14 protein-coding genes, 3 tRNA genes and 1 riboswitch are annotated in these 18,452 nt (G+C 30.9%); of the genes, 8 read left to right on the forward strand and 9 right to left on the reverse strand.

Annotated elements, in window-relative coordinates:
• Positions 1–32: 32 nt before the first annotated feature.
• Positions 33–428, forward strand: coding sequence for a protease inhibitor I42 family protein (locus tag HX088_RS06740; RefSeq protein WP_286483740.1), 396 nt, complete (start codon positions 33–35; stop codon positions 426–428).
• A 46-nt stretch (positions 429–474) separates the two neighbouring features.
• Here HX088_RS06740 and HX088_RS06745 read toward each other — a convergent pair whose 3' ends face one another.
• Together HX088_RS06745 and HX088_RS06750 are read right to left on the reverse strand one after the other, a co-directional pair.
• Positions 475–1,668 carry a C1 family peptidase gene (locus HX088_RS06745; RefSeq protein WP_286483741.1) on the reverse strand — a complete coding sequence of 398 codons (1,194 nt, stop codon included), beginning with the start codon at positions 1,666–1,668 and terminating at the stop codon, positions 475–477.
• 224 nt (positions 1,669–1,892) lie between these two features.
• Complete coding sequence (locus HX088_RS06750; protein WP_286483742.1) at positions 1,893–3,473, reverse strand: BamA/TamA family outer membrane protein; 1,581 nt, start codon at positions 3,471–3,473, stop codon at positions 1,893–1,895.
• Positions 3,474–3,627: 154 nt separating this feature from the next.
• Between HX088_RS06750 and HX088_RS06755 the strand changes: the two genes are divergently transcribed.
• A complete protein-coding gene (locus HX088_RS06755; RefSeq protein WP_171621968.1) occupies positions 3,628–3,939 on the forward strand; it encodes a DUF3817 domain-containing protein in 312 nt (103 codons plus the stop codon).
• Positions 3,940–4,065: 126 nt separating this feature from the next.
• On the opposite strand, the gene HX088_RS06760 is transcribed toward HX088_RS06755, so the two are convergent.
• The 3 genes from HX088_RS06760 to HX088_RS06770 all read right to left on the reverse strand — a co-directional run bounded on the left by HX088_RS06760 (position 4,066) and on the right by HX088_RS06770 (position 4,356).
• Positions 4,066–4,138, reverse strand: a tRNA-Gly gene (locus HX088_RS06760).
• A 28-nt stretch (positions 4,139–4,166) separates the two neighbouring features.
• Positions 4,167–4,250 (reverse strand) — tRNA-Leu (locus HX088_RS06765).
• 33 nt (positions 4,251–4,283) lie between these two features.
• Positions 4,284–4,356: transfer RNA gene (locus HX088_RS06770), tRNA-Gly, on the reverse strand.
• Positions 4,357–4,500: 144 nt separating this feature from the next.
• Between HX088_RS06770 and HX088_RS06775 the strand changes: the two genes are divergently transcribed.
• Both HX088_RS06775 and HX088_RS06780 read left to right on the forward strand, forming a co-directional pair.
• Positions 4,501–4,830 carry a hypothetical protein gene (locus HX088_RS06775; protein WP_286483743.1) on the forward strand — a complete coding sequence of 110 codons (330 nt, stop codon included), beginning with the start codon at positions 4,501–4,503 and terminating at the stop codon, positions 4,828–4,830.
• A gap of 4 nt (positions 4,831–4,834) precedes the next feature.
• Positions 4,835–5,722, forward strand: coding sequence for a thioesterase domain-containing protein (locus HX088_RS06780; RefSeq protein WP_286483744.1), 888 nt, complete (start codon positions 4,835–4,837; stop codon positions 5,720–5,722).
• 1 nt (position 5,723) lies between these two features.
• On the opposite strand, the gene cobC is transcribed toward HX088_RS06780, so the two are convergent.
• The 3 genes from cobC to cobT are packed head-to-tail and all read right to left on the reverse strand — an operon-like array spanning position 5,724 to position 8,058.
• Complete coding sequence (gene cobC / locus HX088_RS06785; RefSeq protein WP_286483745.1) at positions 5,724–6,284, reverse strand: alpha-ribazole phosphatase; 561 nt, start codon at positions 6,282–6,284, stop codon at positions 5,724–5,726.
• Positions 6,269–7,045, reverse strand: a complete 777-nt coding sequence (locus HX088_RS06790) for an adenosylcobinamide-GDP ribazoletransferase (RefSeq protein WP_171621972.1) — start codon at positions 7,043–7,045, stop codon at positions 6,269–6,271. The genes cobC and HX088_RS06790 overlap by 16 nt, the downstream gene beginning before the upstream one ends.
• The gene (cobT, locus tag HX088_RS06795) at positions 7,039–8,058 is read right to left on the reverse strand and encodes a nicotinate-nucleotide--dimethylbenzimidazole phosphoribosyltransferase (RefSeq protein WP_286483747.1); all 1,020 of its coding nucleotides are present in this window, start codon (positions 8,056–8,058) and stop codon (positions 7,039–7,041) included. Before cobT ends, HX088_RS06790 begins: the two co-directional genes overlap by 7 nt.
• Before the next feature lie 98 nt (positions 8,059–8,156).
• Positions 8,157–8,276, reverse strand: a riboswitch (cobalamin riboswitch).
• A gap of 103 nt (positions 8,277–8,379) precedes the next feature.
• On the opposite strand from cobT, the gene HX088_RS06800 reads away from it, so the two are divergent.
• The 4 genes from HX088_RS06800 to HX088_RS13925 are packed head-to-tail and all read left to right on the forward strand — an operon-like array spanning position 8,380 to position 17,171.
• On the forward strand, positions 8,380–12,303 hold the full coding sequence (locus HX088_RS06800) for a response regulator (RefSeq protein ID WP_286483748.1): 3,924 nt from the start codon (positions 8,380–8,382) through the stop codon (positions 12,301–12,303).
• A gap of 11 nt (positions 12,304–12,314) precedes the next feature.
• Positions 12,315–12,671 (forward strand): response regulator transcription factor, encoded by a 357-nt coding sequence (locus HX088_RS06805; protein ID WP_171621975.1) that lies wholly within the window; start codon positions 12,315–12,317, stop codon positions 12,669–12,671.
• Positions 12,672–12,675: 4 nt separating this feature from the next.
• Positions 12,676–13,740 (forward strand): hypothetical protein, encoded by a 1,065-nt coding sequence (locus HX088_RS06810; RefSeq protein WP_286483749.1) that lies wholly within the window; start codon positions 12,676–12,678, stop codon positions 13,738–13,740.
• Positions 13,741–13,742: 2 nt separating this feature from the next.
• Positions 13,743–17,171, forward strand: coding sequence for a sulfatase-like hydrolase/transferase (locus HX088_RS13925; RefSeq protein WP_353619295.1), 3,429 nt, complete (start codon positions 13,743–13,745; stop codon positions 17,169–17,171).
• Here the strand turns inward: HX088_RS13925 and HX088_RS06825 are convergent.
• A complete protein-coding gene (locus tag HX088_RS06825) occupies positions 17,168–18,415 on the reverse strand; it encodes a YaiO family outer membrane beta-barrel protein (RefSeq protein ID WP_260542147.1) in 1,248 nt (415 codons plus the stop codon). The two genes, HX088_RS13925 and HX088_RS06825, sit on opposite strands and share 4 nt — an antisense overlap.
• Positions 18,416–18,452: the final 37 nt, after the last annotated feature.

Below are 18,452 nucleotides of genomic sequence, written 5' to 3' on the forward strand. Positions count from 1 at the left end.
TTATAAAAAAAAAATAATCAAAACGATAAATTATGATTAAAAAAACTTTACTCTTATTAGGAAGTTCAACCTTGTTAATGGCTTGTGCAGCGAATATAAATAATGAGAAAACAATCAATTTGGATACAGTCGAAAATACCAAAACAATCAATTTAAATGTAGGAGATCAAATAAAATTAGAAGTGACTTCTAATCCTTCTACTGGATACGATTGGTTTACTACAGAACCTGATGGTTGTAGTGTAAAAATTGTTGATAAGTCGAATGTAAAAAAACAGCAAGAAGGAATGGTAGGCGTACCAAGTAAAAATGTATATACAGTGATAGCTGGTAGTAAAGGAGAGTGTACGATACAGTTTGATAATAAAAGAGGCTGGGAGAAAGATGCTCCGTCCAATACAAAACAACTTACATTTAATGTAAAATAAGAAAAGCTCCAATAGAAGCTTTTCTTACTTATGATGAGATTAGTAATTAAATTCCTAATTTTTTCAATGTTTGTTTTTGAACACCGTTTTTGTGAACTAAAATATTTGTTGTTTTATACTGAACATAAGCTTTTGTTACATAAAGATATCCTTCGTAGTCGTTTGTTAATCCCCAAGAATTTTTAACGATGTAATAGTCTTTTCCGTTTTGATCTTTTGCAATTCCAACAATGTGCATTCCATGGTCATCAGTCGTTTGGTAATCATTGAAAGCCGCTTGACGCATGTCTTCTGTAATTACTTTTTCTGCTTTAGGACCTTTGAACATTTCTGATTTTTGCGTAGCTGTCATATCAGCAAAATCAATTTCAGGAACATAAGCAATTCCATTTTTCCAGCTAAATCCTTTCTCAGAAACATCCGTCGCCCAAGCTACAGTAAATCCATTTTTTAAAGCATAATCAATATTATCCGTCATTTCTGTCATCGGAACATTGTAAAAAGCTTCGTATGCCCAGTTATCAGGAATCGCCAATACAAATGGTTTGTAATACGAATGCTCTTTGAACGATGTAATCGCAACATAATCGTTTGGATTAATTCCTACCACTTGATCTGCAAATATACGCGGTGTATATTTTTTCCCGTTGTACGTAAATTCAGACGGATATGTTCCTAAATAACTATCTAAAACAGCTGTGTATGCTTTTTCCCAATTAGGAGTTAGTTTTCCATTTGGATTAGAAACAACAGCTTTTAATACTCCTTCTTGTATGGCAGCCATTTCACCAAATTGGTTAATTTTAGTTCCATAATTTAAGCCTGTGTAAACTTCTGTAGGAACAGCTCCATATTTTTTGATCGTGTTTAAAACATCAAAGAAAGATCCTCCATCTCCCAAAGTTGTTGCGCCATGCATGCGTACATATTGTTTTCCTTTTTCAACGTATGTATTTCTTGCATTGAAAATAGAAGACAATTGAATAGGTTGTTTTCCCATTCTGATCATTTCTGATTCGAAGAACGAATTTCCTGAATATGACCAACAAGTTCCTGAAGATCCTTGATTTTCTACTGGCGTTTTAGCTAAATTGATAACATCTGTAAATTGAAAAGCTTCTTTACTATTTTCACTAACATTTTTGTTTAAGGCATTAACTAAGTTGTCTTGTGCAGATACCAATTGAGCACTTGCAAGCATTACTGCTGAAGCGAAAATTGGATAAAAAATTTTACGCATTTTAAAAATTATTTTGTGTGAGTTTTTTATAAGTAGCTAATTTTACGAAAATGTTAACAATAAACCTATAAAAATTTAAAGTTTTTTTAATAAAACTTCTTAGTATCCATTCACACAATACATTTGTTAAGCTAAAACAACCTTGTTTGTAATAAACTGAGTCCTCGGGAAAGGTAAAACAACCTTGTTTGTAATTAAATTTTGTTGATGAATATTATAAATAACTAAAACTGGCTTAAAATTCCAAAATGGATTTTAGATTCTTTGAAATCGAAAGAGGTTTCGTCTGTTTTTCCTACGGCGTAACTCAAATTGAAAATACCCATTTTCGTTAAAAATGAAATTCCAGTTCCGAAACTTAACAAAGAGGTATTTAGATTTGCACGTTTGTTATCAATAAAACCATAGTCAGCAAATAAACCAATGTAGAAAGCTTCACTTGGAACAAAACGATAATCGACATTCAGAAAACCATACAGATTGGCGGTAATACTTTCTTCATTGAAGCCTCTAAAACTGCCAAAACCACCAATTCTATACAATTCGTTTTCAGAAAAATCATCTTCTTTCGTGAGTAAACCTCTAAATTCTGCGCCAGTTTTGATGTAGTGTTTGTCAGTTAATTCGAATAAGCGAAAGGTCTTTAGCCCTATTTCAATTTGGTTTACCGTTTTATTATCAATTTCTTCTGTCCACGAAAAGTTTTTTTCTTTTTTTCGGATAGAATTAACCTCAACATCTAACATCGATTTTCCTTCCATCAAACGAAAAGGGTGCTTTAAAAAATAATTGTAACTCAAACCAATTCCTGTTTTCGAATAATCATCATAGCTCGATTTTAGATACGAATCATCTTCTAATAAAAAGTTTGAAGATTGCACCATTCCGCTTACACCAATAGTTGAATTGAGGTTGAGTTGATAAAATAAGCGTTCCGAAAAATCAATATTTACAAAAACAGAATCTTGTTTGAAAAGTTTGAAATTAGTTTCAGAACCAATAGGAGATTTGAATAGATAAGGTACTTTTACACTGATATTCAGGGATGTGTTCTTGTTTGCAGTTCCAATCCAATTTAATCGAATTTCTTCTAAACTATTAAACACGTTATTCAACGAAAGTTGTACGTTTCCGTTTAATTTGAAATCACCATTATCATCTGTTCCAAAACCTAAAACACCATCAAAATAATTGGAACTAATCTTTTTCGGATACAAATATAAGATCGTAGAATCTGGTTTGAATAAGGTTTGTGGCTGTTGTACTTCTGCAATATAATTGGTTTGCTGCATTAAAGTAGAGATAGATGCTAATTTCTGTTCACTGTAAATTTCTCCATTTTTGATGTTAAGTCCATGACGCAAATAACCTTTTGATAATTTTTCATATTCAATTAATTTTACACCATCAATTGTTCGTTGCTTCCCTTTGTTTAACAGCAATTCTATTCGTTGCTCACTTTGTTGAAAACCATTTGGAACAAGTTTTATTTGTGCAAAGGGATAACCTTCATTAATGTTTGTCTTGGCCAATTTATTCAGAATAGAATCTAAATTATTGGTTGGAAAATAATCATTTTTATTCTCAAATAAATCATTGTTTTTCACCCAAATTGTTTGGTAGTTTTTCCCTTTGTTCAAATAGATTTTCTCATTTTTGATGGAATCAATCGTTAAAGTATAGTAACCATTTTTTTGAAGTGAGTCTAAAGAAGAATCGAGGTTTTTACTTTCAAAATCTTTTGTATACGATTTTGTTTCATCATTGTATCGATAAAATTGTAATTTTTTTTCTTGTGCAAACACAAGAATAGATGTGAATAAAAGAAAAATAATGTGAACAAAATATCGCATATTGTTTGTAATAACGTATAAATTAAAAGTTAAGTATTTGTTTTATTGATAAGTAATAGCTAAAATCTAAAAAAATCAGTTTATTTTTGGCTCAAATTTAAGATGAATGTTGAAATTATTTAAAATAACGGGGTACTTAGAAGCACTTTCTGCAATTATTTTATTCTTTATAGCCATGCCAATGAAATATATTTGGGATGACCCGACTTGGGTAACGCACGCAGGAAGAGTACACGGAGGACTTTTTATTGCTTATATTATATTGTTGTACATATTAAAGGAAAAATACAATTGGTCGATGAAAATTTTCTGGATCTTTTTTGTTGCAGCAATTATTCCAGGAGGAACAATTTGGGCAGAGAAAAAATTTATCGAAGGAAAAAAATACAAACAAATGTTAGCTGAACAAGAAATTTAGTTCGATACGTATTGAAAAATAATTAAAACCTTATCAAACCTTTATTTGATGAGGTTTTTTTTATGTGCAAATAAAAAGTTTAAAATAAAAAAGCCAAAGACTATAAATAATCTTTGGCTTTTGTTGAGCGGGAAACGAGACTCGAACTCGCAACATTCAGCTTGGAAGGCTGACGCTCTACCAATTGAGCTATTCCCGCATACATTATAAAAATCAAATTAAAAAAGTACCTCAGGCGGGACTTGAACCCGCACGTCCTAATGGACACAGGATTTTAAGTCCTGCGTGTCTACCAATTCCACCACCAAGGCAAAATTTGATTTTTTGAATCTAATATTTCAAAGAGCGGGAAACGAGACTCGAACTCGCAACATTCAGCTTGGAAGGCTGACGCTCTACCAATTGAGCTATTCCCGCGTTGTGAGTGCAAATATAAGGTCAATAAAACCACTTTTGCAAGTGTTTTTAGAATAAATTTTATAACTTTTTTCTAATAAATTAATTTTGAAACATTTGACTTGTTGATTTTTTTTTTAGAAATTAGTTTAAAATATAATTTGAATGACATTTGAAGATTTATTTAACTTAATAGAGCGAAATAATTTCAAATCAAAAAATGATTTTATTGTAGCTGTAAAACTTTTTGATGCCGAAAATGATTGGCCAGAACCTTCTACAACTTTAGAAGAATTTATAGGTAAACTTGAATATGAAATAGGAGAGGAGGTTTTTCATCATCGTTTAATTTCTAAATTAGAAACCTATTCTTTAACAAATGATGCATGGAAAATTGAGAGTTTGATGTCTATAAAAGATATTGTAGACCTTGATTTGAATAAAAGTTTGAGAACAATTGTTAATGAGTTTGTAGCGAATAATGAAACAATTTAAAATTATGAAGTTGCTTTTCGTATTCCTGTTTGCTTACGTAGCATTTAGTTGTAAACAATCTGTGATAGAAACAAAAGTGAGTAAAGAGTTAGATTACGAGTTGAAAATTGTATCAAACCAAAAAGCTTTGTTGATTTTATTTCCTTGTTTTCCTTGTGATATAGAACATACAAAACAAGAAGCGAAATTTATAGAACATATAGATCAGCAAGGAATTACGACTTTGTTATTTAATTTTAACCAAAAATTATATTTATCCGATCAGGAGAAAAAAAATATAATAACTCGACTGATTGATATATTAAATCAACATCAATTAAATAAAGTTAACCTTTATATAGGAGGATTTTCGAGTGGAGGGAATGTAGCAATGTTGATAGGAAATGAACTGATGAAAGAACAAAATAGTATCCAGCCTAAAGGTGTTTTTGTAGTCGATTCTCCAATTGATTTAGAAGAATTATATAAAAGTGCAAAAAAAGATATTGAAGAGAATGTAAGTAAAGCTGCGGTAGAAGAAGGCAAATTTTTAATCGAGCTTTTTAATAAAGAATTAGGTGCTCCAGAAGATTCGATTCAGAACTACGAGTATTATTCACCCTATTTAATGTCTAAAAATTCTAATAAGAATATTCAATTTTTAAAAAATATTAAGATAAGATTATATTGTGAGCCAGATATAGAGTGGCAAAGTTCGAATAGAAATAGAACTTATGAAGATTTGAATGCTTTTAAATTAAAAAAAATGGCTTCGCATTTGAAAGCAATTGGAGCGAAGAGTGTAGAGTTTATTGAAACGGAGAATAGAGGCTTTAGAGCAAATGGTCAGAAACATCCGCATTCTTGGAATATAGTAGAGAAGGAAAGTTTAGTTGATTGGATGTTGAATTAGTCTACATTTTTCTCATTATAAAATCTTCCTCATTTGTTTCACCTAAATTAAACTGAAAAATTTCACCGTAATTTACAGGGATTTTGAATGCATTTTTAATTGGTATTTGCAACAAATAACACCATATTAATCGAATTACTCCGCCATGAGCAACAATTAATATTTTTTGAAGTTTGGTATTTCTTAAGTCGTTCATAAAATCAGAGATGCGTAAAAACATTTCGTGCATCGATTCGCCATTTGGAGTTGGTATCGTTACAAAATCATCGTACCATGGATTGATTTCTTCCGAAGGAATTTCGTTCCAAGGTTTCATTTCCCAGTCTCCAAAATTGAATTCTTTCAATCGATTATCTAAAATAATTTCTGTAGAAAAAGTGTAGGCTAATTGTTGACAACGATTCAATGGACTCGAAAAAATAGTTTCAAAATCGAGATCGATTTTAGCATGTATTTCTTTTACTTCGTCTAAAAACGTGTCTGTCAAATCGACATCTGTTTGTCCGTAACAAACCGATGAAGGGATTTTGACTTTTGTATGTCGTATTACAAAAATTTGCATATAATCAGTATTCCTAAATAAAATAAAACTTCGGTAACTTGTTGTACAGTTCCCAAACAATCGCCTGTATAACCGCCTATATATTTCTTAAAATACCAACCCAAATAGACTTTACCTATATAACAAAGTGGTAAAATCAACAAGAATTTCCATTCGCCAAAAACTATAAAAGGAAGTAAACAAAATAGAAAACTTATGAGCAAGTTTTTAATCGGTAAAGCTTTACTCGCCATTGGTTTTGATTTGCTTTTGTCAATATCGGTGACATATTCGTGGGTGTAAATCATCATTCCAGAAAAAAAACGACTTACCGAATGTGCAGCAATTAAAGTGAAAATAATCAACCAAAAATTATCTTCTGCAATGTGTTTCAGAGAGGTGAATTTTAATAACAATAACAAGATTGCACCGATAACTCCATAAGCTCCAATTCGGCTATCTTTCATAATTGTCATAATTTTTTCTTTACCATAACCTCCTCCAAAACTATCGCAGACATCAGTAAAACCATCTTCGTGAAAAGCACCAGTCAACAAAATACTTGTAATCATGGTGATAATAATTGCAATATCAACAGGTAAAATAAATTGACAAACACTATAAATAATCGCATTAAAACAACCAACCAATAAGCCAACCGCAGCATAATATTTTTGCGATTGATTCATAATTTCGTTGCTGTAAGGAATCTTGAATGGAATTGGAATTCGAGTAAAAAACATCAATGCCGTTAGGAAATAAGTAATTTCTTTTTTTAGCATTCCACTTCAGTTTCTTTATTACTGACACCAGCAGATTCAAAACTTGCCATATCATTAAAGAAATTTACTGCACTTTTAATAATTGGATAAGCCAAAGCACAACCTGTTCCTTCTCCTACGCGTAAATTGATTTTCAAGATAGGTTCTTCGTTGAAATAATTTAATAGATAACGATGTCCAATTTCATCACTTTGATGACAAAAAATAGCGTTTTTCAAAATTTCAGGTTTCAATTTTGATGCGACTAAAATTGCAGCTGAAGCAATATAACCATCTATCATCAACAGCATATTATGTTCATAAGCAGCGAGCATTGCACCTGTCATTTGCGCGACTTCAAAACCTCCGAAAGTTGCTAAAATTTGTTTCGGATCATTTATTTCACCTTGATTTTCCTTTGCTTGAGTCAGAATATTAATCTTATTTTGTAATTGTTCATCATTCAAGCCTGTACCTCGGCCAACACATTGTTCAAGTGGAAGTTGAGTTAAATAGTGAATAATCATTGATGCAGATGAAGTGTTTCCAATTCCCATTTCCCCAAAACCAATAATATTCGTTCCGTTTTGAGCGATTTCATCAACAATTTTCTTCGAATGATCAAAGCATTGTTGCAATTTTTCTGCATTCATTGCAGGTTCGTACAAGAAATTTTTGGTTGATTTGGCTACTTTACAATTTTTCAAAACCGAATAATCCGCGAAATCATAATTGACTCCTGCATCAACAATTGTTAAATCGATTTCATTTTGATTACAAAAAACATTAATAGCAGCCCCATTATTTAGGAAATTAATAACCATTTGCGGTGTAACCTCCGCAGGATAAGCACTTATGCCAGATTGTGCAATACCATGATCGCTTGCGAAAACAATTAGATGTGGATTAACTAATTCTAAATGATTTTTTTGTTGAACTAAACCAATCTTCAAAGCGATTTTTTCTAATAAACCTAAAGCTCCAAGAGGTTTTGTTTTAAGGTCAATAAGGTGTTGAATTTCTTCTTTTAGCATGTTTTTATAAACTAAGTTTTAATAAAAATGCTTTCGAAATCAAGTGCAATCAATTCAACAAAAACCGAGATTATTGTAGTTTTGATTGAGCTTCAATCGCGAAAGCATTATCTAAAAAGTGGTCTGGCTTATAGTGTTCACTACTTACAGTTGCGCGACAGCTCGAGATTTGCACTCGATTCCCTTTTGTGCAACTAATGTAAGAAAATAATTATGATTTGAAAAAATTAAACTTTTTTAAAATTAATTGATTACAAAAATTTATAATTATGTAATATATTTAGCCTCCTCTACTTTCCTATTAAAAACAGATCAATTTTAATGGAGAATTATCCTATCCCAGCAAACGAAAAGCAAAGATTGCAAGCCGTTTACGATTATAATTTGCAAGCACATGACAAAGACGAAGAATTAGACGTTTTTGCAAATGCCGCAAGTTTAATTTGCAATACACCTATTGCTTTAGTTTCTGTTTTTGACGAAAATTATCAAATCATCAAAGCGAATTGTGGAATAGAAGTGGATGCAGTTCCGCGTCAGCAAACAATTTGTCAATTTTCTTTGATGGAAGATGAAATTTTAGTCATTGATGATGTAAATAGATTTGAACCAGCACATAAAATAGCAGGCGTAAAAGCAGCAAACATCCAGTTTTATGCAGGTGTACCTTTAATAGATGATAACGGCAATGCATTGGGAACGCTTTGTGTTAACGATCATCATCCAAGAAAATTAAGTGATAAACAACGAAGTTTATTGATTCAATTAGGGAAAAATATTACAAAATTATTGGTCAGTAAAAAACGAAAAAAAGACGCTGCTTACTTTCAAAATATCTATAAAATTTCGAATAATTTAATCGGAGTTGCTGATATTAATGGTGTATTGAAATCAATTAACCCAGCCTTTAAAAAAGTTTTAGAAGTTAAAAATGACCAATCAATTCGTTCGAAAAATTTCTTAGACTTTGTTTCGGAAAAGGATAAGAAAAAAGTTCAAATGTTTTTGGCTGATTTGAAAACTAATTCAGGTTCGAATCATTTCAAATGTTTGATGTATTCAATAGAAACGAAGGAAGAAAAATTGGTTGAGTGGTATACTAAATCAAACACTTCGTATGATAACGAGATTTTCTTATTTGGACGAGATATTACACTTGAAAACTCTAAAAAGGAGGAACTTGAAAACAGTGAACGTAAGTTTAGAAATTTTTTCAATTCTTCGCTTGGTTTAATGACGATTCACGATTTGGATGGTAATATTTTATCCATTAATAAAAAAGGTTTAGAATCGATAGGTTATACTGAGGAAGAATCGAAAGATTTGGATCTTAAAAAATTAATTCCAAAAGCAAATCACCAAGAGTATGAAACGTATATAGATACAATTGCTAAGCAAAAGCAAAATTCTGGGTTGATGCCTTTGATTAAAAAGGATGGTATGTTGACTTATTGGTTGTACAGTAATATTTTGGATAAAGATAATGATGGAAATCCGATTGTGATGAGTACTGCGGTTGATATGACGCAGCGAATAATCTTGGAAAGAGATTTGAATCGCGTTCGTCAATTATTAGACCATACCTATGAAGTAGCAAATGTTGGTGGTTGGAAATTTGATTTAATTCACAATAGATTAATTTGGGCTGATACAACAAAAAAAATACACGAAGTTGAGCCAGATTATGAACCAAATGTAGAAACTGCACTTAATTTTTATGAACCTAAGAAAAGTTATCCTAAAATTAAGAAAGCGTTTAAGGATGCTATAGAGAAAGGAATTTCGTATGATTTGGAATTACAAATTATCACGCAAAAGAATAAAACTGTCTGGGTGAGATGCAAAGGAATTCCAGAGTTTGTAGACGGAGTATGCGTTAGTCTTTTTGGGATATTTCAAGATATTAATGATAAGAAAATATACACATTAGAATTAGCCAGACAAAAAGCGATATTCGAAACGTTTATTAATCATGTACCTGCTTCAGTTGCAATGTTTGATAAAAAAATGAATTATTTGACTTTAAGTAACAAATGGAGTGAAGAGTTTGTTGTTAAAAAGAAAAATGTAATTGGAAAGTCGCATTACGATATTTATGATGTTCCTGAAGAAAGAAAATTAATCTATGAAGCGTGTTTAAAAGGAGAATCACACTCTAATCCAGATACTATTTTCAGTACTCCGAAATACGATTCGGAACAGCATTATGCTTGGGAAATTCATCCATGGTACATCAATAAAAAACAAATTGGCGGCTTAATTATGTTTTCTCAAAATATCACCGAATCTGTCAAAAAGAATAAAGAGCTTAAAAAAGCGAAGAAAAATGCAGATATCGCAAATAGAGCAAAATCGGAATTTTTAGCAAATATGAGCCATGAAATCCGAACACCATTAAATGGAGTGATTGGTTTCTCTGATTTATTGTTGAAAACGCCTCTTAATCAATCACAGAAACAATATTTGAATTATATTAATGATTCTGCTAATTCATTGTTGTCAATTATTAATGATATTTTAGATTTCTCTAAAATTGAATCGGGGCGAATGGATGTTTCGATTGAAAAAAATAATTTATTCGAATTAGGAAATCAAGTCATTAATGTTATTCTTTATCAAGCCGAAAATAAGAAAATAGAACTGTTATTAAATATCGATAATAGTTTACCTCAATTTATTTGGATTGATGAAGCGCGTCTAAAACAAGTTTTGATTAATCTACTTGGGAATGCCGTGAAATTCACCGAAAAAGGAGAAATAGAACTTAAAATTAACCAAGTCGAACCAATTGTAGAAGGGAAGAAAGCGAAACTTAGATTCTCTGTTCGCGATACGGGAATTGGGATTAAACCAGAAAAACAATCCAAAATTTTTGATGCTTTTACACAAGAAGATAGTACTGTAAGTAAACGTTTTGGAGGAACAGGATTAGGTTTAACCATTTCGAATAAATTGTTAAATTATTTCGGAAGTCATTTAGAATTGGAAAGTGAAGTCGACAAAGGCTCTACATTTTACTTTGATTTGGAAGTGGATTACGAGTATAATTTTAATCAACAATTTGACCATTTAGACGAGATAAAACATGTTCTGATTGTGGATGATAACCAAAGTAATCAGGTTATTTTGAAGCATATGTTAGAGTTTAAAAAAATCACTTCTGACCTTGCAAATAACGGAATGGAGGCGTTGCAAAAAGTGTTGAATGGTGAAGTGTATGATGTTATTTTAATGGATTATCACATGCCTGTTTTAAATGGTTTAGAAACAATTCAGAAAATAAAAGAATACGTTGAGTCGAAACAAACAAAAATACCTTTAGTGTTATTGCATAGCTCATCTGAAGATGAATTTTTGATTCAGAAAGCTAAAGAATTAGGGATAAATTCTCGTTTATTAAAACCGATAAAATCAGAAGAATTATTCGAAACATTACGAAAAAGTGTCATCGATTCGAAAGAAAATCAAACAATAGAAATTGAAGAACCAAACGAAAATACACAAGATTTTTCAAAACAATTTCATATTCTTATTGCTGATGATAATATGGTGAATATGGCACTGAATCAGCAAATCATAAAAAATATAGCACCAAATAGTGTGTTGTACACGGCTATAAATGGAGTTGAAGCAGTAGCTGTTTGTCAAGAAAATCAAGTTGATTTAATTCTAATGGATATTCAAATGCCAGAAATGAATGGTATTGATGCAACGAAATTTATTCGATTGATCAATAATTATCAAGATGTCCCGATTATTGCCGTTACAGCGGGAAATGTGAAAGGCGAAAAAGAAAGATGTCTTGAGGTTGGTTTGACTGACTTCTTAGCGAAGCCAATTCGAGAAAATGATATAGTAGATATGATGAAAAAATGGTTGAATTTTTCTCAAGAAACGCAAAATGAAAACGAAGATTTTGGAAATCATATTGATGTATCAATGATTGATAATTATACAAAAGATGATGAATCGTTCAGAAAAACGTTTATCGAAATTATTATCAATGAATTAGAAAAAGACAAAATAGCGTTTAAAACACATAGTAATACTAAAAATTTAGAACAAATCAATCAATTAGGGCACAAAGTAAAAGGAACTTCGAAAACGGCTGGACTTCTTATTTTGGCTGATTTAACTGAACAAATCGAAAAAGCAACTTCTATAAATTACATAGAAGAAAACCAACTTATAATGCGAATAGAAAACGAAATTGAATTAGTTATTAATTATTTAAAAAATATTTAAAAACCAATAGAATGCAGATTTTAATTGCCGAAGACGACGAATTGATTTTAAAAACAATTGAGCATAAACTTAAAAAAGAAGGCTATACAGTTGTTTTAACACGAAATGGAAAAGAAGCAATCAACAAGATAGAAACAGAAAATATTGATCTGATTATTACTGATATTATGATGCCTTTTGCTTCTGGTTTGGAGATTATTAGTGCTGTTAGAAAGAGTAAAAATGCTGAAACACCTATTATTATTTTGTCGTCTTTAGGACAAGAAGATGTGGTTGTGGAAGCTTTTGATCTTGGTGCAAATGATTTTATGGTAAAACCATTTAGTCCTGTTGAATTATCAGTACGCGTAAAAAAAATCTTAAAATAATACAATGATTATCCTACAAATCATAACATATACCGAGTTAATCGTAGGAATTTATATTCTACTTATTTTACTTTTTTTGATTATCATATATACATTGTTGAAAAGTATTATTGAATATAAAATCATTACAAAGAAAAATAAGTGGAATGCGATTATTGATCAAGAGATTTATGAAACGATTTTAGAAGAAAATAATCAACAGAATACAGATTTTAATGATTATTTAAAATCAAGTTTATTCAAACATTATTTCATTAAAAAACTCCTAAAAGCAGAACATAACTTTTCGGGAAATTCTAAAGAGAATATTCGTAATTTATTTGGACAATATCAACTCAAGAAAATATCCTTACAAAAATTAAACAGTAAAAAAGGACACGAAATAGCCGAAGCTATACAAGAAGTGACAGCCATGAATTGCATCGAAACTTTGCCTAAAATTAAAACTTTGCTACATCATAGAAATGAGTTGGTTCGTACAGAAGCTCAATATGGTTTGGTGAAATTCTCTGGTTTTGAAGGTTTATATTTTTTGGATGATTTACAAGAACAATTAACAGATTGGCATCAATTAAAATTATTGGAAGCAATTAACACTTTACCAAATAATGATGAGGTTGAGCAGTCAATTTCGAATTGGTTGAAATCAACGAATCAGAGTGTAAAAGTTTTTGCGATGAAATTGATTCGTAAGTTTCAATTGTTACAAATGCACGATTTGGTTGCGGAAAATTTGCACGATTCTGATGAAAAAACCTTGAAAGAAACAATTAAAACTTTGGTTAGAATCGAAAGTGAAACCACTTCAACTTTATTCATTCATCATTTCGAAAGATATGAAGAGAAATTTCAATTGCAAATTTTGAAAGCTTTAGAACTAATTTCAAATCCAGAAAATAGTTTATTCTTGAAAACTCAGGCGATAGAAAATGAATCATTTTCAGTAAAAAAAGCAAGTGTGAAAGCATTAATCCATTGTTGTGATAAAAATGAGGTATTACAACTTTCAACTCAATCAAATTCTCCCGAATTAAGACAAATTATTAATCAAATTATTCAAGAACACTAATCATGAATTGGCTTGAAACCGCTTTCGATTTTTTTATTTATGGATTTCTTTTTTATTCTATCCTTTTAATTATTGTGTATGGATGGATTGGACTTTACGCAAAAGGAGCAATTAAATCATATATCCGAAAAAATAGTTTTACAGATTATTCCCTGATTGCAACTTCTTCAAATGCACCAACGTTTAGTCTTATTGCTCCAGCTTATAATGAAGGGGCTACAATTGTAGAAAATGTACGCTCGTTGTTGTCGTTGTATTATAATCAGCTCGAAATTATTATTGTAAATGATGGATCCAAAGATGATTCGTTGCAACGATTAATTGAGGCGTATGATTTGATTAAAATAGATTATTTCGTTGAGGGAAATATCAAAACAAAACCTATAAATGCGATTTATAAAAGTAGCAATCCTGTTTTTAAAAAATTGGTAATTGTTGACAAAGTAAATGGTGGAAAATCGGATGCGTTAAATGTTGGAATTAACATCGCGACAAATGATTACATAGTTTGTATTGACGTTGATTGTATCTTAGAACAAGATGCCATCCTAAAGCTTGCTAAACCTTTTATGGACGAAGCAAAAGCTAAAGTAATTGCTTGTGGTGGCGTGATAAGATTGGCCAATAATTGTACGATTATCGACGGTAAAATTGTAGATGTTAATTTGCCAAAAACTCGTTTGGGTAGAGCTCAAGCGTTAGAATATATCAGAGCGTTTGTTTTGGGAAGAATGGCATGGTCGCGTGCCAATGGATTGATGTTGATATCAGGTGCTTTTGGTGCTTTTGATCGCGAAATTGTATTGCAATGTGGAGGTTACGATCACGATACTGTAGGAGAGGACATGGAATTGGTGGTGCGCATGCGTCGTTATATGCACGAAAACAAGTTACCTTATAAAGTTGTTAATATTCCGGATCCGCTTTGTTGGACCGAAGTTCCTGAAAGTAAAGAAATTTTAAATAAACAGCGCAATCGTTGGATGCGTGGAACGATAGAAACATTGTGGAAACATCGTATTTTATTTTTCAATCCGAAATATGGAAAGTTAGGGATGATGAGCTATCCTTATTGGTTTTTCTTTGAGTTTTTAGGTCCAATTATCGAGTATCTTGGATGGATTATTTTCTTTATTCTAATGTTTTTAGGGTTGATCAATTGGCATATTTTCTTTCCTTTAATGATTTTTGTATTGCTTTACGGAATTTTATATTCGATTTATGCCATTTTGATTGATTTGATGACGTATAACGTTTACAACAAGAAAGGAGATATTCCAAAATTGTTTTTAACCGCGTTTATAGAGCCATTTACTTTTCATCCTTTTGTAGTTTTAGCTGCCGTAAAAGGAGTAAAGGATTTCTTTTTGAAAAATAATTCATGGGGAGAAATGACGCGACAAGGTTTTGGAGGAAATCAAGCAAAAGAGTTGTCTGTTTTGCAAAAAATGAAATTAGGATTTGTGAATTTAGTTCAACAAACGACTTTTATTTCATTGATTTATCTTTTACTTTTTGGGGTATCTACAATTGTTGAAATTTCTTTTTATAAACAAAATTTAACCCCACATGCTCATCAAACATTATTTCTTGATTTATTTGTTCACAATATTGATTTTGCTTTAGACAGTATTTTTATCGTTAGTTTAATTTACTTCTTATTGCAATTTTATTCTATCGGTTGGGCGAAGAAATGGGTTATTTTTGCTTATTCATTTTTAATTGTTGCAAATATAGGATTGATAAAATATTTTGAAACGACGCTCAACTTATTAGGTTCCGATTTATTTTTATACACATTCGATGAGTTAAAGCTGATTATTGGAGCTTCTGGTGTTATGAATGTTACCAATATTATTCTATCTCTGGTTGTAATTAGTTTATTGACGTTGATTTTTACGTACAGTTATAAATTAAAAATCAAGCAGAAATATCTCCAATTTCCGCTGATTGTACTAAGTCTTTTCGCGATTATTATTCCGATTAATCTGTTTGTAAAGGATGCAGAGAATGATGAGTTTTCGTCTAATTTAGTTTTAAGTAAATCGTCTTATTTTTTCTCTAATTCTTTAGAACAATTTGCTGAAGATAAAATAACCAAAATTGATTTCTTGAATGCAAATTCAACTGCAAAGAATCAAGATAACCGAAATTATCCAGACAAAGAAAATTATCCATTTTTATACCAAGATGATAACCAAAACTTTTTTGCAAAACAATTCAATTTATCAACTGAAAAGCCAAATGTTGTTTTTATTGTAATTGAAGGTTTGGGGAGAGCATATAGCAACGACGGAGCGTATTTAGGATCGTTTACACCTTATATTGATCAACTATCTAAAAAGAGTTTGTATTGGGAAAATGGATTGAGTACGACGGGAAGAACATATGGTGTTCTACCAGCGTTAACAGGTTCTTTGCCATTTGCTGAAAATGGTTTTATGGAGCAAAATAACTTACCTCAACATTTCAACTTGTATAATTTATTGAAAAGTAATGGTTATAAAACGGGGTATTTTTATGGTGGTGATGCAGATTTTGACTTTATGTCTAAGTATTTGTATTATTCGCAAGTGGAAACGATTATAGATGAAGATGATTACGGAAACGATTATGCGAAAATCCCTTCGAATAATGGCTTTTCTTGGGGATATGATGATCATTCGGTTTTTAAAAAATATTTAACAATACAGAAAGAAGATGGTCAACCTTATTTTAATGTTTTAATGACTTTAGCGACGCATAGTCCATTCTTGATAAACAATGTTGAGAAATACAATAAACAGTTTGATAAGTTGGTTGAAACAAGAAATTATGATGCGACAACTTTAGCTACAATCAAAAAATATAAGCAGCAATTGGTTACTTTTTTAAGTGTAGACGATGCGTTAAAAAATTTTTTTGAAACATATCAAAAACGTTCAGATTTTAATCAAACTATTTTTGTGATAACAGGAGATCATAGAATGCCAGAAGTGCCGATGGAAACGAAAATAGATCGTTTTCATGTGCCAATTATAGTGTATTCACCGTTATTGAAATCACCAAAAAAGATGTCGAATATTGTCACGCATTTTGATATTGCCCCAACATTTGCGACTTATTTTAGAGATTCATATAGAATGAACTTACCGCACCATGTAACATGGATGGGACAAAATCTGGAAAATGGTAAGTCAAATTTCAGAAAACAAGGTGTTCCGCTAATGCAAAACAAGAATATTTTGGATGATTATGTTTTCGAAAATTATCATTTGTCAGGAGGGAAGTTATATCGAATCGAAAAGAATTTAACAGAAGATCTTGAACAAAATTCAAAAATGGAAGATGAGTTAAAGAATCGTATGAAGTCGTTTAAAACAAAAAACCATTCGTTGAAAAATATTCAAAAAATGGTTCCTGATTCTATATTTAACCGTTATATCAATTAGAATTTTCGGCTGTACGAAACGCTTACATCAAATTGATTTCCTTTTTGATTTGGACGATATTCCTGGTTATAATAATTTGCACCGATTGTAATTAAATTCAAATCTTTGATCGAAAAATTATAATTAGCTCCAATTTTAAAGGATTTCAATTTGTAAGTAGTATTTTCTAAAAGATTATTGTTAAAATCTTCTGGAGAAATACCTGTCCCTATCGCTAAACTTAAATAATTATTAGCATCACCCGTATAATAACGCGTTGTAAAGGTATACGAATGAGAGATGTTATGATCGCTTGGAGTAACAAATGCTCTTAAGTTAAACCAATAATTTTTGTAGTATTTTCCGATAGATCCTGTAAACATCCAAACATCATCAGAAAAATGAAGTTGACGATATCCTAATTCAGCTTCAAAACTCTTTGGTAAATTTGCATATAATGATGCCCCTGTACGGTATTTTGGGAAAATACCATCACTATCTGAATATCCACCACCAATATACATGTAAAATGTCTTAGAGAGTCTCGGATAAGCTTCTACTTCGTATTGTACACCATTATCTTTAAATTTGTTGGCGTAATTCACTTTAAAAATCAATGAGCCCAAAGCAGTTTGACGTTTGTAACTGACTGAAACTTGATGCCAATCATCAGCAAATTGTTTATCGAAATGTGAATAATTGTAATTTACACCAATTGCATTTTTCGTATTATTAATTTCGATGCGATTAGCCAATTCGCGTGCTTCCGTATTTTTAGGATTAATCGCAATTAATTCTTTGATTGTTTCTGATGCATCACTATAAAGATCCCCTGAATTCTGAATCTTAGCTTTTAACAATAATAGTTCTTCATGCTTAGGGTATTTAATTAAACCACGATCAATGATAGATATAGCTTCTGTATAATTCTCATTCCAATATTCAAGCGAAGTGTAGGCCAAATAAAAATCAGTTGAAGGATCCATGGTTTTTTCTATATTCTGAAAAACTTTTCGAGCTTCATCCGTTTCATCATTCCATGTGTAAATTCTTCCCAAGAAAACAGCTATATCAGTATATTCTGGAGATTGTGCTAAAGCTTGTAAAGCTAATTTCTTTGCAGCTGTATAATCTTTTTCTTCGAAAGCTTTGTGTCGAGCTTCTAGAAATAAATCATCTGAACTTTTTGTTTCTTGGCTATAAGAAAATAAAGGTAAAAAGGTAAGAGTAAATAGGGCCTTTCTTAAAAATGATTGTTGAATCATGTGTTAAAAACGTACTTTGTTAAAGCGATAAAGATAT

Source organism: Empedobacter sp. 225-1 (genome assembly GCF_030328185.1).
Lineage (GTDB): Bacteria > Bacteroidota > Bacteroidia > Flavobacteriales > Weeksellaceae > Empedobacter > Empedobacter stercoris.

Excerpts from the sequence above, each read along its gene's own strand:
- HX088_RS06740 (WP_286483740.1), top strand. The coding sequence starts at position 33 with ATGATTAAAAAAACTTTACTCTTATTAGGAAGTTCAACCTTGTTAATG.
- HX088_RS06745 (WP_286483741.1), bottom strand. The coding sequence starts at position 1,668 with ATGCGTAAAATTTTTTATCCAATTTTCGCTTCAGCAGTAATGCTTGCA.
- HX088_RS06755 (WP_171621968.1), top strand. The coding sequence starts at position 3,628 with ATGTTGAAATTATTTAAAATAACGGGGTACTTAGAAGCACTTTCTGCA.
- HX088_RS06775 (WP_286483743.1), top strand. The coding sequence starts at position 4,501 with ATGACATTTGAAGATTTATTTAACTTAATAGAGCGAAATAATTTCAAA.
- HX088_RS06780 (WP_286483744.1), top strand. The coding sequence starts at position 4,835 with ATGAAGTTGCTTTTCGTATTCCTGTTTGCTTACGTAGCATTTAGTTGT.
- cobC (WP_286483745.1), bottom strand. The coding sequence starts at position 6,284 with ATGCAAATTTTTGTAATACGACATACAAAAGTCAAAATCCCTTCATCG.
- HX088_RS06790 (WP_171621972.1), bottom strand. The coding sequence starts at position 7,045 with ATGCTAAAAAAAGAAATTACTTATTTCCTAACGGCATTGATGTTTTTT.
- cobT (WP_286483747.1), bottom strand. The coding sequence starts at position 8,058 with ATGCTAAAAGAAGAAATTCAACACCTTATTGACCTTAAAACAAAACCT.
- HX088_RS06800 (WP_286483748.1), top strand. The coding sequence starts at position 8,380 with ATGGAGAATTATCCTATCCCAGCAAACGAAAAGCAAAGATTGCAAGCC.
- HX088_RS06805 (WP_171621975.1), top strand. The coding sequence starts at position 12,315 with ATGCAGATTTTAATTGCCGAAGACGACGAATTGATTTTAAAAACAATT.
- HX088_RS06810 (WP_286483749.1), top strand. The coding sequence starts at position 12,676 with ATGATTATCCTACAAATCATAACATATACCGAGTTAATCGTAGGAATT.
- HX088_RS13925 (WP_353619295.1), top strand. The coding sequence starts at position 13,743 with ATGAATTGGCTTGAAACCGCTTTCGATTTTTTTATTTATGGATTTCTT.
- HX088_RS06825 (WP_260542147.1), bottom strand. The coding sequence starts at position 18,415 with ATGATTCAACAATCATTTTTAAGAAAGGCCCTATTTACTCTTACCTTT.